14 protein-coding genes and 2 pseudogenes are annotated in these 13,103 nt (G+C 71.7%); 2 read left to right on the forward strand and 14 right to left on the reverse strand.

The annotated features are described in order from the left end of the window. Nucleotides 1-86: 86 nt before the first annotated feature. The 4 genes from IG62_RS0126465 to IG62_RS0126480 form a co-directional block, all read right to left on the reverse strand. Nucleotides 87-911, reverse strand: a complete 825-nt coding sequence (locus tag IG62_RS0126465; RefSeq protein ID WP_078872251.1) for a DUF3159 domain-containing protein — start codon at nucleotides 909-911, stop codon at nucleotides 87-89. A 3-nt stretch (nucleotides 912-914) separates the two neighbouring features. Continuing rightward, the gene (locus tag IG62_RS0126470; protein WP_078872252.1) at nucleotides 915-1,313 is read right to left on the reverse strand and encodes an OB-fold nucleic acid binding domain-containing protein; all 399 of its coding nucleotides are present in this window, start codon (nucleotides 1,311-1,313) and stop codon (nucleotides 915-917) included. 143 nt (nucleotides 1,314-1,456) lie between these two features. After that, the gene (locus IG62_RS0126475) at nucleotides 1,457-2,140 is read right to left on the reverse strand and encodes a response regulator (protein WP_030808251.1); all 684 of its coding nucleotides are present in this window, start codon (nucleotides 2,138-2,140) and stop codon (nucleotides 1,457-1,459) included. 109 nt (nucleotides 2,141-2,249) lie between these two features. Next, nucleotides 2,250-4,805, reverse strand: a complete 2,556-nt coding sequence (locus tag IG62_RS0126480; protein WP_030808254.1) for a sensor histidine kinase — start codon at nucleotides 4,803-4,805, stop codon at nucleotides 2,250-2,252. A gap of 417 nt (nucleotides 4,806-5,222) precedes the next feature. Between IG62_RS0126480 and IG62_RS0126485 the strand changes: the two genes are divergently transcribed. Then, the gene (locus IG62_RS0126485; protein ID WP_030808257.1) at nucleotides 5,223-5,756 is read left to right on the forward strand and encodes a GNAT family N-acetyltransferase; all 534 of its coding nucleotides are present in this window, start codon (nucleotides 5,223-5,225) and stop codon (nucleotides 5,754-5,756) included. Between the two features lie 166 nt (nucleotides 5,757-5,922). On the opposite strand, the gene IG62_RS0126490 is transcribed toward IG62_RS0126485, so the two are convergent. From IG62_RS0126490 to IG62_RS0126520, 7 genes and pseudogenes are all read right to left on the reverse strand, one after another. Then, complete coding sequence (locus IG62_RS0126490) at nucleotides 5,923-6,498, reverse strand: TetR/AcrR family transcriptional regulator (RefSeq protein WP_030808259.1); 576 nt, start codon at nucleotides 6,496-6,498, stop codon at nucleotides 5,923-5,925. A 71-nt stretch (nucleotides 6,499-6,569) separates the two neighbouring features. Next, nucleotides 6,570-7,367: an ABC transporter ATP-binding protein gene (locus IG62_RS0126495; RefSeq protein ID WP_234326754.1), complete on the reverse strand. Its 798-nt coding sequence runs from the start codon at nucleotides 7,365-7,367 to the stop codon at nucleotides 6,570-6,572. Nucleotides 7,368-7,656: 289 nt separating this feature from the next. After that, nucleotides 7,657-8,206 (reverse strand): annotated as a pseudogene (locus IG62_RS42335) (hypothetical protein); the annotation flags it as partial. Beyond that, nucleotides 8,205-8,723 (reverse strand): annotated as a pseudogene (locus IG62_RS45225) (HAD-IC family P-type ATPase); the annotation flags it as partial. The pseudogenes IG62_RS42335 and IG62_RS45225, both read right to left, overlap by 2 nt. A 165-nt stretch (nucleotides 8,724-8,888) precedes the next feature. Beyond that, nucleotides 8,889-9,656 (reverse strand): DUF3710 domain-containing protein, encoded by a 768-nt coding sequence (locus IG62_RS0126510; protein ID WP_030808265.1) that lies wholly within the window; start codon nucleotides 9,654-9,656, stop codon nucleotides 8,889-8,891. A 1-nt stretch (nucleotide 9,657) separates the two neighbouring features. Then, nucleotides 9,658-10,179: a dUTP diphosphatase gene (dut, locus tag IG62_RS0126515; protein ID WP_030808268.1), complete on the reverse strand. Its 522-nt coding sequence runs from the start codon at nucleotides 10,177-10,179 to the stop codon at nucleotides 9,658-9,660. Then, nucleotides 10,176-10,769 carry a PaaI family thioesterase gene (locus IG62_RS0126520; RefSeq protein ID WP_030808272.1) on the reverse strand — a complete coding sequence of 198 codons (594 nt, stop codon included), beginning with the start codon at nucleotides 10,767-10,769 and terminating at the stop codon, nucleotides 10,176-10,178. The genes dut and IG62_RS0126520 overlap by 4 nt, the downstream gene beginning before the upstream one ends. Nucleotides 10,770-10,827: 58 nt before the next feature. Between IG62_RS0126520 and IG62_RS0126525 the strand changes: the two genes are divergently transcribed. Continuing rightward, the gene (locus IG62_RS0126525) at nucleotides 10,828-11,271 is read left to right on the forward strand and encodes a DUF3093 domain-containing protein (RefSeq protein WP_030808274.1); all 444 of its coding nucleotides are present in this window, start codon (nucleotides 10,828-10,830) and stop codon (nucleotides 11,269-11,271) included. 54 nt (nucleotides 11,272-11,325) lie between these two features. Here IG62_RS0126525 and IG62_RS0126530 read toward each other — a convergent pair whose 3' ends face one another. From IG62_RS0126530 to IG62_RS45230, 3 genes are all read right to left on the reverse strand, one after another. Beyond that, nucleotides 11,326-12,093, reverse strand: a complete 768-nt coding sequence (locus tag IG62_RS0126530) for a hypothetical protein (protein WP_030808280.1) — start codon at nucleotides 12,091-12,093, stop codon at nucleotides 11,326-11,328. 13 nt (nucleotides 12,094-12,106) lie between these two features. After that, nucleotides 12,107-12,409 (reverse strand): DUF4193 domain-containing protein, encoded by a 303-nt coding sequence (locus IG62_RS0126535; RefSeq protein WP_016575747.1) that lies wholly within the window; start codon nucleotides 12,407-12,409, stop codon nucleotides 12,107-12,109. Between the two features lie 535 nt (nucleotides 12,410-12,944). After that, a partial coding sequence (locus IG62_RS45230; protein WP_234326755.1) for an ATP-binding protein occupies nucleotides 12,945-13,103 on the reverse strand: 159 nt, incomplete at its 5' end.

Here is a 13,103-nt window from a genome sequence, read left to right on the forward strand (position 1 = left end):
CCGGCTTACGGCACGAGCACGGACGAAGGGCGCTCCCGGAGATCTCCGGGAGCGCCCTTCGTCGCATGCGGGAGCGGAAGCCGTGGCTAGGACTCGCGGCGGTGGCGGCCCGTCGTCGACCCGCCGCCGTCCTTCGCCAGTGCCGCCTTGCCTTCCTGCTCAGCCAGCTCGGCCGCCTCCATCTCGGCGAAGACGTCGATCGGCGGCGGCGCCTTCACCAGGAAGACCCAGGTCAGATAGACCGCGAGCAGGAACGGCGGGATCTTCAGCGCGATCAGCACCCAGCCGAGCTGGGTGGTGTCCGCCCACCAGTACAGCGGGAAGAGGATCGCGCACTTGCCGAGCAGGATCAGTCCCCAGGCCCAGCTGGCCTTGGCGTACGCCTTCTTCCGGCCGGGGTTGCGGGTGCGCCAGGAGAGGTTCTCCTTGAAGACCGGGCCCAGGATCAGGCCGATCAGCGGCACGCCGGCGAGCGTCGTGACCATGTAGGCCACGGCCAGGCCGAGGGTGTAGAGCATGCCGGGCAGGTAGAAGTCCTTGGCGTTGCCGGTCATCATCGCGAAGACCACGCCGAAGGCCACACCGAAGACCCCGCCGAAGGCGTGCTTGACGGTGTCCTTGCGGACCAGGCGGACGGCCGCCAGCACCAGCGAGACGGCCAGCGCGGCGATCGCCGAGACGTGCAGGTCCTTGTTGACCGTGAAGATCGCGACGAACAGCAGGCCGGGGAGCACCGTCTCCACCAGGCCCCGCACCCCGCCGAACGCCTCGAACAGCGCCGCCTCGGTCACCTCCCGGCCGGCTCCGCCACCGTCGTCCGGCGGGGCCGGGGCGGCGGGGGCGGGGTCGGTGCCGGGGGTGGCACCGGCGGCGGCGTGCGGATCGGTGGTCGGTCGGTCGTAAGACGGCACCGGCTACTCCTGTCCGAGCGGTCGGAGTTCGTACTTCGGATTGAAGAGCACCCGGCGTCCGTGACTCAGCGAGATCCGGCCCGAGGCGATGAGCTTACGGCCCGGCTCGATCCCGACGATGGAGCGGCGGCCGAGCCACACCACGTCGAGCGCGGCGGAGCCGTCGAACAGCTCCGCCTCCAGCGCGGGCACACCGGCGCGCGGCCGCAGCGTGACATGCCGCAGGGTGCCGGTGACCTTGACTATCTGGCGGTCGTCGCAGTCGCAGATGCGGGTGCACCCCGCGTCCTCCGCGTCCTGCTGCAACTCGGCGGACTGCAGCTCCTCCTCGGAGGAGGACAGCCTGTCGAGCATCCGGCGAAAGCGACCGGCCGGCTTCTCGGATCGGGTCCCAGCACTCATAAAGCCAGCGTACCGGTGCCCGGGTCCGCGGATCACGGTTGTCCACAGGGAGGTCTCGCCCCGCCTTCCCCGCTCGGCTTGGCCCTCCCCGCACGGTTCGGTCCTCCCCGCCCGGCCGGCTCCTCCCCGTCCACCCGCCCGGCTCACTGCTCGAAGCGGTACCCCATCCCCGGCTCGGTGATGAAGTGCTTCGGGTGCGAGGGGTCGCTCTCCAGCTTGCGGCGGAGCTGGGCCATGTAGACCCGCAGATAGTTCGTCTCGGTGCCGTAGGACGGGCCCCAGACCTCCTGGAGCAGCTGCTTCTGGCTGACCAGCCGGCCGGCGTTGCGGACCAGGACCTCCAGGAGGTGCCACTCGGTGGGCGTCAGGCGGATGTCCCGGCCGCCGCGGTTGACCTTCTTCGCGGCGAGGTCGACGGTGAAGCCCTCGGTCTCCACGACCACGGCGGTGTCGGCCGGACCGGTCGGCTCGGCCCGGCGCACCGCCGCCCGCAACCGGGCCAGCAGCTCGTCCATGCCGAACGGCTTGGTGACGTAGTCGTCCGCGCCCGCGTCCAGCGCCTCCACCTTCTCGTCGGAGGTCTGCCGGGCGGAGAGCACCAGGATCGGCACCCGGGTCCAGCCCCGCAGCCCCTTGATCACTTCGACGCCGTCCATATCGGGCAGGCCGAGGTCCAGGACGATGACGTCGGGGTGGCGGGCGGCGGCGAGCTTGAGGGCGGTGGCCCCGTCGGGGGCGGCGTCGACCTCGTACTTGCGCGCCTTCAGGTTGATCACGAGGGCGCGGACGATCTGCGGCTCGTCATCGACCACAAGCACCCGGTTCACTGGCGATCTCCTCGTGGTGTGGTGTCGTGACCCGGCGGGGCGGGGTCGGTGCGTTTCCCGGCGGGGCGGCGCGCGGGAGGTGGGGTGGAGGGCGGCGGTGGGGTCCGGCTCATGTCGTGACCTGGGCCGGGAGGTCGGGCCGGACCGGCGGCCGGCCGCCCGCGGCCCGGAGGGTGAGGACCATCGTCATACCGCCTCCGGGCGTGTCCTCGGCGGCGAGCGTGCCGCCCATCGTCTCCGCGAAGCCCCGGGCCACGGCGAGCCCCAGTCCGACGCCGGCGCCGCGCGGCACGTCGCCGTAGCGCTGGAACGGCTCGAAGATCCGGTCCTTGGCGCTGTCGGGCACGCCCGGACCGCGGTCGGCGATCCGCAGCTCCACCCGGTCGCCGAGCGCGCTGGCCGCGACCAGCACCGCCTCGCCGTCCGGGCTGTACTTCACGGCGTTCTCGACGAGATTGGCGACCGAACGTTCCAGCAGCCCGGGGTCGACCGCGACCATCGGCAGCTCCTCCGGGATGTCCAGGGTGACGCTGCCCTCCGGTACGCCGCCCAGCGCCATCGGCACGACCTCGTCGAGGTCGATCTCGCGGATCAGCGGGGTGACCGTGCCGGTCTGCAGCCGGGACATGTCCAGGAGGTTGCCGACCAGGTGGTCCAGCCGGTCCGCGCCCGCCTCGATACCCGCCAGCAGCTCCGCCTCGTCCTCCGGCGACCAGGCCACATCGTCCGAGCGCAGGGACGTGACCGAGGCCTTGATGCTCGCCAGCGGCGTCCGCAGGTCGTGGCTGACCGCGGCCAGCAGCGCCGTCCGGATGCGATTGCCCTCGGCCAGCTCCCGGGCCCGTTCCGCCTCGCCGACCAGCCGCTGCCGGTCGAGCACGACGGCGGCCTGGGCGGCGAAGGCGGCCAGCACCCGGCGGTCCTCGGCGGGCAGCACCCGCCCGGTCAGCGCCAGCGCCATGTGGTCGCCCACCGGCATGTCGACGTCCGCGTCCTCGGGGCGCAGCAGCGGCTCGCCCTTGTCCGGGCCGCCGGCCCGGCCCGCGCAGGTCCACGGGTCGACGTCGCTGCGCCGCTCCAGCAGCGCCACGGTGTCCATGCCGAAGGTCTCCCGCACCCGCTCCAGCAGGGCGCTCAGCGTCGTCTCGCCGCGCAGCACACTGCCGGCGAGGAAGGACAGAATCTCCGACTCGGCGCGCAGCCGGGCCGCCTGGTGGGTGCGGCGGGCGGCGAGGTCCACCACCGAGGCGACCGACACCGCGACCGCGAAGAAGATCGCGATGGCGACGATGTTCTGCGGGTCGCTGATGGTGAGGGTGTGGGTCGGTGGCGTGAAGTAGAAGTTCAGCAGCAGCGAGCCGACCGCGGCCGACGCCAGCGCGGGCAGCTGCCCGCCGAGCAGTGCCGCCACGACGGTCAGGAAGAGGAACAGCAGGACGTCGTTGGCCAGCCCGGGGCCGTTGGCGAGGCCGGACAGCAGCAGCGAGAGCAGTGCCGGGCCCACCACGCCGACCAGCCAGCCGGCGATGATCCGGGCCCGTCCCAGCCGCGCGCCGCGCGCCACCGGCAGCCCGCGGCCCTTGGCGACCTCCTCGTGGGTGACGATGTGCACGTCGAGGTCCGGCCCCGATTCTCGGGCGACGGTCGCCCCGACCCCCGGGCCGAAGACGTACTGCCAGGTCTTGCGGCGGCTCGACCCCAGCACGATCTGTGTGGCGTTCACCCCGCGTGCGAACTCCAGCAGCGCACTCGGTATGTCGTCCCCGATGACGTGGTGGAAGGTCCCGCCGAGGTCCTCCACCAGCGTCCGCTGGACGGCGAGTTCCTTGGGCGAGGCGGAGGTCAGCCCGTCACTGCGGGCTATGTAGACGGCGAGCACCTCGCTGCCCGAGCCCTTGGCCGCCATCCGGGCGGCGCGGCGGATGAGCGTACGGCCCTCGGGGCCCCCGGTCAGGCCGACCACGATCCGCTCGCGGGCCTGCCAGGTCGACCGGATCGAGTGCTCCGCCCGGTACTCCTGCAGGTACTCGTCGACGCGGTCGGCGACCCAGAGGAGCGCCAGCTCGCGCAGCGCCGTGAGGTTGCCCGGCCGGAAGTAGTTCGACAGGGCGGCGTCCACCTTGTCGGGCTGGTAGATGTTCCCGTGCGCCATCCGGCGCCGGATCGCCTGCGGTGACATGTCGACCAGCTCGATCTGGTCGGCCCGCCGCACCACCTCGTCCGGTACGGTCTCGCGCTGCCGGACGCCCGTTATGGACTCCACGACGTCCCCGAGGGACTCCAGGTGCTGGATGTTCACCGTCGAGATGACATCGATGCCGGCTTCCAGCAGCTCCTCGATGTCCTGCCAGCGCTTGGCGTTGCGCGAACCGGGCACGTTGGTGTGGGCCAACTCGTCGACCAGGGCCACGGCGGGCTTGCGGGCCAGCGCCGCGTCCACGTCCATTTCAGTGAAAACCGAGCCGCGGTACGTCAGCTCGCGGCGCTGGATCTGCTCCAGGCCGTGCAGCATGACCTCCGTACGGGGCCGCCCGTGGTGCTCGACGAACGCCACCGCGATGTCGGTGCCCCGCTCCACGCGCCGGTGTGCCTCGGACAGCATCGCGTACGTCTTGCCGACGCCGGGCGCCGCCCCGAGATAGATCCGTAGCTTGCCGCGTGCCATGGCCCCATTGTCTTACGTGAAGGCCGCCCCCACCGGGCTGGCCTGCTGCGACCCTACCGACCCACAAGGGAACAAAAGCCGCAGTTGACGACTTCACCCCCGGTCTTGACGCGACTCTGATACGAGGCTCCGACCCCGGCCCGGCCCGGGACTCCCGCTCGCGATTCCATGGCCCGCGCTTCCGGCCCGCGACTTGCGACCAGCGCCAACGACGGCCCCTCCAGGCCCGCCACCTCGCCCTTCCCCGGCGGTCCCCTCCGTTCCACTCCCCCGCCCGTTCCGCGCGGCGGAAACACCTCGCCGGACGACACGACCGACTGCGACGATGCCCTCATGACGGACACCGCGCCCGCATTCGAGCCCGCCCCCAGCACCGGCCACTGCCCCGCGCCCGGGGGAGATCTGACGACGGGCCGCATGCCGGCGGTGCGGGTCGCCCACACCGCCGACCTGGATGCCGCAACGCTCGGGGCGGTGCACGCCCTCCTCCACGACGTCTTCGACGACATGACCGAGGAGGACTGGGACCACGCCCTCGGCGGTCTGCACGCCCTGGCCTACGAGGACGGCGAACTCATCGGCCACGCCTCCGTGATCCAACGCCGGCTGCTGCACGGCGGCCGGGCGCTGCGCTGCGGTTACGTCGAAGGGGTCGGCGTACGCGCGGACCGCCGCGGCCGCGGTCACGGTGCGGCCGTGATGGCCGCGATGGAACGAGTGATCCGCGCCGGATACGACCTCGGCGCGCTCGGCGCCTCCGACGAGGCCGCCGCCTTCTACGCCGCCCGCGGCTGGCAGCAGTGGCGCGGCCGTTCATGGGCCCTCACCCCGTCCGGCGTCCGACGCACCCCCGACGAGGACGACTGCCTCTACGTCCTGCCGACCCCCGCCGCCACCCTGGACCTCGACTCCGACCTCACCTGCGACTGGCGCGAAGGCGACGTCTGGTAACGGCGCGCGGGACGGGGCTGACGCACCACCAGCGGGTGGCGGCGGGTGGCTGGTGGTGGGCGGCTGGCAGCGGGTGGCCGGAGACCGGCAACGGGTGGCCGGAGGCTGGCAGCTGGTGGCTGGAGGCCGGCAATCACCCACCCGCCGGGGCTCAGCCGTATCGCTCTTACCTGGGAACGAAGCGGTCGACCAGGAGGGTGAGGCGGTCGGCGACCCGGTCGGCGGGCAGGCGTCCGGCGCGGGTGAGGGTGACCAATCCGTGCAGCGCGGCCCAGAACGTCTCGACGAACAGCCCCGGTTCGTCGGGGTGCGCATGGTCGACGAGCGGGTCCAGCAGTGCCTGGAACGCCTCGCGCAGCGGTGCGGGCGTGGCCTCGTCGGCGAACGGGAGGCCGTTGTCGAGGCTGAACATCGCGTCGTACAGGGCCGGATTGCGCGCGGCGAAGTCGGTGTAGGCGCGGGCCGGCGCCGCCACCGCCTCCCGGCCGGCGGGCCCTTCCGGCACCGCGGCACGCAGCGCGGTCGTCAACCCGGCGAACCCCTCCAGCGCGACCGCTCCAATGATCTCCTTCTTGCCCCGGAAGTGGCTGTAGAGCACGGGCTGGCTGTACTCGATCTGTTCGGCGAGGCGGCGCGTGGTGACGGCGTCCCGTCCGTGCGCCTCGGCCAGCTCGCGGGCCGTACAGACGATCAGCTTGTGGCGGTTGGCCCGCTCGCGTTCCTTGCGTTCACGTACCGACACACGATCGCCCTTACCTAACGCCGCGCCAGGCCGCTGCCACCCTCTGCTGCCTGCTGCCCTGCTGCCGCTGTTTACAGCGGCCCCTGAGCCCGCCGGGAGCGGCCTCTGTTCACAGCGTCGCCCCCTTCATCGCCTCCATCGCCTTCGCCCCCTCCATCGCCGTCATCGCCTTGATCGCCTTCATCGCCCTCGTGCTCCTCGCGGATCAACCCGTCGTTCAGCGTCAGGACGCGGTCGGCCAGGCCCAGGAGGGTGTTGTCGTGGGTGGCGACCAGGGCCGTGACGCCCTCGCTGCGGACGACGGCGCGGAGGAGTTCCATCACCTCCAGACCCGTTTCTGCGTCGAGTTGGCCGGTGGGCTCGTCGGCTATGAGCAGGGCGGGGCGGTTGGCGAGGGCGCGGGCTATCGCGACGCGCTGTTGCTGACCGCCGGAGAGTTCGCCCGGGCGCTGTCGGGCGTGGTCGGCGAGGCCGACCAGGGACAGCAGGAGCGCGACCCGTTCTTCTCGCTCACGCGCCGGGACCTTGCGGAGCCGCATGGGCACTCCGACGTTCTCGGCGGCGCTCAGGATCGGTATCAGCCCGAACGACTGGAAGACGAAGCCGATGCGGTCGCGGCGCATGGCGAGCAGTCCGGTCTCATCGAGCTCGGCGAGCGGGGTACCGTCGACGGTGATCCGCCCCGAGTCCGGGGAGTCCAGGCCGCCGATGAGGTTGAGCAGTGTCGTCTTGCCGGACCCGGATCGGCCGCGCAGGGCGACCAGTTCGCCGCGCGGGATCCGGCAGGAGACTCCGCGGAGTGCGTGGACGGCGCCGGCGTCACTGCCCTCGCTGCCGTAACTGCGGTGCAGGTCCTCGACGATGACCATCGCGGCGGAAGCGGAATCGGCCGCCTCCGCGCCGGCTGTTTCTGACGCTGTGCTGGTTGCGCTTCCCCCGCTTGTGCTTCCCCCGCTGTGCATCTTCGCTCCCCCAGTCCCCTTGCGGCTTCGGTCCGCATCGGCCCGCCGCGCCGGCCGGCCCCCCGGCGGTGCCTGCCGATGGCGTCAGTATGCGGACACCGCAGTTCGGCAGGCAACGCCTGTGGATAACTCCCGGACCGGCCCGGGGAAGGGCAGTTGGGCCGGTGCGAGGGTCAGTTCGGGTTCTGGGTGAGGGTCAATTCGGGTCCTGGGCGTGGGGCAGGGTCTCCCAGGCCACGAAGAGGTTGTTGGAGCCGGCCGGGCGCTGCTGTTCGGTGAGCTTCTGGGTGTTCGGCATGGCGTAGTGCAGGCGGTTGTGCAGGGCGTTGTAGCCGACCTCGGTGACGGGGCCCAGGCCGCGCTTGACGGTGCCGCCGCACAGCCAGGACGGCGGGGCGGTGCCGAGTTCGTAGGTGGCCTGGAAGCCGAGGGGCGCGGCGCAGTCGTTCGGCGACCTCGGGGTAGAGGTCCTGGCCCTGGAGCCGGGTGGTCTCGGCGATGTGGGCGATGGCCGACAGGCCGTATCCGGTGTGCGTGAAGTCGCGGCAGGTTTCCTGGGTCAGGCCGTCGACGAAGGTGGACTGGCCCTGCCAGTACTTGATGATCTTCTCGCGGGTGTTCAGGCCGCTCCCCGGTGTGGTCCTGGGCAGATCGCCGTCGGACGTGAGGTAGATGTACGCGGGGACGCGGGCGCGGAAGGTGGCGAGGGCCTTGTCGTAGGAGGTCTTGTCCTCCAGGAAGACGGAGCAGGTCGATGGGTTTGATGCCGAGGAAGGGGGCGATCAGGCCGCCGAGGCCGTAGACGGTCAGGTTGCGGCGGAGCATCCGGTCGGCGCTGACCGGGCGGTACCGCACTCCCTTGAGGGCGAGTGGCACCAGCGCGACGATGATCAGCGCGTTGAAGATGATCGCGGACAGGATGGCGGAGTTGGGGCTGGACAGCCGCATGATGTTGAGGGTGTCCAGGCCCGGGTAGGCCACCGCGAACATCGCCGGGATGATGGCGAAGTACTTGGCGACGTCGTTGGCGATCGAGAAGGTGGTCAGCGCGCCCCGGGTGATCAGGAGCTGTTTGCCGATCTCGACGATCTCGATGAGCTTGGTCGGGTCGGAGTCGAGGTCGACCATGTTGCCGGCCTCCTTGGCGGCCGACGTACCGGTGTTCATCGCCACGCCGACGTCCGCCTGGGCCAGGGCCGGGGCGTCGTTGGTGCCGTCGCCGGTCATGGCGACGAGCTTGCCGCCGGCCTGTTCGCGCTTGACTTCCCTTACGGCCATTGGCGCCCTTGACGGATCTCCTACGCCGCTCGGCCTGACCTGCACAAACACGGAGGGCCCGCGCCCCCTCCAAGGGGGTGCGGGCCCGTATGACCGTCGTGTTCCGGCCGGTCCTGGCGCCCTTTCGGGCCCCGCCGGCCGGAGCGTGTGTCAGCGGATCTCCGTGATCTCCGGTCCGCGCTCCAGTCGCTCCACGCCGCCGCCGAAGCGGGACTGCTCGGCCGGCTCCTGCTGCACGCCGTCCGGCACCATCTGGGCGTCGTCCGGCAGCTTCAGGACGATCGGGTCGCGCGGCGCCATCGGGCCCTCGCCGCGGACGATGACGGTGTCCCGGAAGATGTGCTCCAGCACGCCCGCGGCCTGCGGCTGCACCGCGCCCTGGCCGGAGATCACGCCGCGCAGGAACCACCGGGGGCCGTCCACGCCGACGAAGCGCACGACCTGCACGCCGTTCGTGCCGTCCGGCAGCTGTACCGGCACCTGGGCGCGCAGCTCCCAGCCCAGCGGGCCCTCGACCTCGTCGATGATCCCGCCCTGCTGGGTGATGCCGGCCGCGATCTCCTCGCGGACCTCGCCCCAGATGCCCTCGTTGCGGGGAGCGGCGAACGCCTGCAGCTGGACGGCGCTGTCCTGCAGCACCACCGTCGCGGCGACGATCGCGTCGCCGGCGACCTCCACCCGCAGCTCCATGCCCTCAACCCCGGGCACGAACAGTCCGCCGAGGTCGACCCGGCCCTCGCCGGGGTTGGTGACCTCGGAGGAGTCCCACGGCCCGTCGGGGCGCGGCGCGGGCGGAAGATTGACCCGGCTCTGCTCCTCGTCGCTGACCTCCTCGGCCGGCGCGCCGGTCACCGTCTCCTCGGCGAGCCCCGCTGCCGACTCCTCAGGAGTCTTGTTCTTCTTGCGACGTCCGAACACGTCACTGTCCTTCCCGGTCGGCACCGACCGCTGCGTATTCATTCCCGCCCGTGGAGCCGCCCACCGCCGCATGACCGCCGGTGGAACCGAATCCCCCCTCGGCCCGCGCCGAGCCGGGAAGTTCCGCCACCTCGTGGAAGCGCACCTTCTCGACCTGCTGGACGACAAGTTGGGCGATCCGGTCGAACCTCTCGAACCGCACGGTCTCCCGCGGGTCCAGATTGACCACGATCACCTTGATCTCTCCACGGTACCCGGCATCCACCGTCCCGGGGGCATTCACGAGCGCCAGTCCGCAGCGCGCGGCGAGCCCGGACCGCGGGTGCACGAACGCCGCGTAGCCGTCGGGCAGCGCGATCGCCACGCCGGTGGGCAGCACCGTGCGCTCCCCCGGCGCCAGCTCGGCCGCCTCGGTGGTCACCAGATCGACGCCGGCGTCGCCGGGATGCCCGTACGCCGGAACGGGCACCTCCGGGTCGAGCCGCCGCAGCAGTACGTCGACGGGGTTGCGTACCTCACTCACGGGTTCACCTCGAAGGCTCGCGCGCGCTTGACCTGGTCCGGGTCGGCCATCGCCGCCTGGATCTCCTCGGTCCTGCCGTTCTCGATGAAGTGGTCGACCTTCACCTCGATGAAGACGGCGTCGGCGCGCACCGCGACCGGACCGTCCGGGCCGCCTATGCGTCCCACCGCCGTCGAGTAGATCTTCCGCCCGTGCACCGCGGTGACCTGCGCGTCCAGGTGCAGCACCGTGCCGAGCGGCACCGGCCGGACGAAGTCGGTCTCCAGCCGGCCGGTCACCGCGATCACCCGCAGCAGCCAGTTCAGCGAGCCGAGTGTCTCGTCGAGCGCGGTGGCCAGCACCCCACCGTGGGCCAGGCCCGGGGCGCCCTGGTGGGCCTCCTTGACCGTGAACTCGGCCTGGACGCTCACGCCCTCGCCGGCCCGCGCCTCCAGGTGCAGACCGTGCGGCTGGCCGGTGCCACAGCCGAAGCAGCGGTCGTAGTGCGCGCCGAGGAGCTCTCCGGGCGCCGGCGCCTCGGCGTGCCGGACCGGAGCGACGGCGTCCGTCGGTGGCGTCAGCCCCGGTCTCGTTCTGTCAGTTCCACTCACGAGTGCAGACCCTACCCGCGCGGCCAAGGGGCCCGCGCCGCCGTGCCAAGCTGGAGCCATGCAGTCGTACGAAGAACGTCTCACCGCGCCCCGGTCCTGGTGGCTGATCGCCGGGCTGATCGGCGTCGCCTGTGCCCTGATGCTGCTCCCGGTGGGGACGCTGCCGATGCTCGGCGGGCTGATCGGCGGGGCGGCGCTGTCCGCCGTGGCAGTGAGCGCGTACGGGTCGGTGCGGATCCGGGTGGTGGGCGGTGCGCTGATCGCCGGTGACGCGAAGATCCCGGCGTCGGCGCTGGGTGAGGCCCGGGCGCTGGACGCGGCGGAGGCGCTGGCCTGGCGGACGCACAAGGCCGATGCCCGGGCGTTCATGCTGCTCCGCAGCTATGTGCCGACCGCGGTGCGGGTGGAGATCACGGACCCGGACGACCCGACGCCGTACGCCTATCTGTCGACGCGGGACCCGGAGCGTCTGGTGGCGGCCCTGACGGCCGTACGCGCCTGACGCGCAGGCCGGGCCCATCGGGCCGAGGGCGCCGGTCCCCTTCAGCGGTCCGCTTCAGTCGACGGGCGGGAGCGGGGCCGGTCCGGGCGGCGGGGACGCGGGGAGGTCGGGCAGCGCGTCCCAGGGCACCTGCTTGGCGCGCAGGTCCTTGCGGATCTTGTTCGCCACCCTTCTGGTGTCGCGGCGGTTCATGACCCCGCCGACGGTGGCGCCCACCATGAACGGGGTGAGGCTGGGGAGGTTGCGCAGCGTGCGCTTCATGATCTGCTGGCGCAGTTCGCGCTTCATCTGCCCGCCGAGCGCAGCGTTCAGCGACGCCGGTTTCGCGATGTCGATGCCCCGCTCCTCCGTCCAGGACGTCAGAGCGGCCATCGCGCGCTGGCGGAGGTTCCCGGGCGGCCGCAGGCCGTAGACCTCGTGCAGCTCGGCGATGAGCTTGAGCTCGATCACGGCGACGCCGATGATCTCGGTGGCCAGCTCGGCCGGCATGGCGGGCGGTACGGGCAGCATGGCTGCCGCGCCCACGCCCGCTCCGACGGTGGCGGTCCCCGCACAGGCGCCCGCGACGAGCTTGTCGGCGAGTTCCTCGGGGGTCAGACCGGGGAACTGGGCGCGCAGGGTGGCGAGGTCGCGGACCGGGATCCGCGGGGCGATCTCGATGATCCGGTCGGCGATCGCGGCGATCGTCGCCCGCACCCGGCCGCGCCGTACCGGGGCGGTCGGGTCGGCGGGCACGGGCGCGGTTTCGTCGCGTGATCGTGCGCCGGCCGCCGGACCTTGGCCGCCCTCGTGACGCTTGCGGAACGGGTTCACGCCAGCCACGGCGTTGACCGGCTCAGGCCGCGCAGTCGCGGCAGATCGGGTTGCCGTTCTTGTCCTCCGCGGCCAGCTGGCTGCGGTGGTGCACCAGGAAGCAGCTCATGCACGTGAACTCGTCCTGCTGCTTGGGCAGCACGCGCACCGCGAGCTCTTCGTTGGACAGGTCGGCGCCGGGGAGCTCCAGGCCCTCGGCCTGCTCGAACTCGTCGACGTCGACGGCCGAGGCGGACTTGTCGTTCCGCCGCGACTTCAGCTCTTCGATGCTGTCCTCGTTGAGGTCGTCGTCGGTCTTGCGTGGAGTGTCGTAATCCGTAGCCATTTTCGCTCTCCCCCTCTGGGTGTCTGCGGTGTCTCAGCGCTCGTAACGCGTGAGAGGCCGGACTTGTGCCCGACCTGAGGCGGAGATTTTGCCTCACATCAAGGTCTGTTACTCAATCGACACCCAACCGCACCCCTGAAGAGGTGATCGGTTTGGATGGCGATCAGGACCGTACACGGTCCGAATGTCGCACCTCGCGCAGCCCATCACCTGTACTTCCCGTGATTCGGGGCCCGGGAAACCCGGACTTCCCCGGCATTCCACCTGGGCTTTTGATCACGGAGCGTAGATGGCTGGAAATTCGCGTCTGTGAGCGATCACACACGCGACGACCGGCTGGTGGACCGGTCCAATTCCGCGCAAAGCGAACGTGGCGAAGGATCGCTCCCCGGCCCCCTTTTCGTCAAACCGGCCCCGCCGGCCGAGCTCCCTGATGTACGGCCACGAGACGGGCGATCCTACCTACGGGGGCCCGTGGCTGGTCAGGGCGGTGCCGGACGGCTCCAGCGGCCGCACAGCCGCCTTGCCGAGGGCCTCACAGCGGCAGCACCACCCGCATCACGAGACCACCCCCCTCACGGGGCTCGGCGGTGATGGTGCCGTCGTGTGCGCGGACCACCGAGCGGACGATGGACAGGCCCAGACCGACGCCCTTGTCGCTGCCGGTGCGCTCGGTGCGCAGCCGGCGGAACGG

Origin of the sequence: Streptomyces sp. NRRL S-337 (genome assembly GCF_000720175.1) — a bacterium.
GTDB lineage: Bacteria > Actinomycetota > Actinomycetes > Streptomycetales > Streptomycetaceae > Streptomyces > Streptomyces siderophoricus.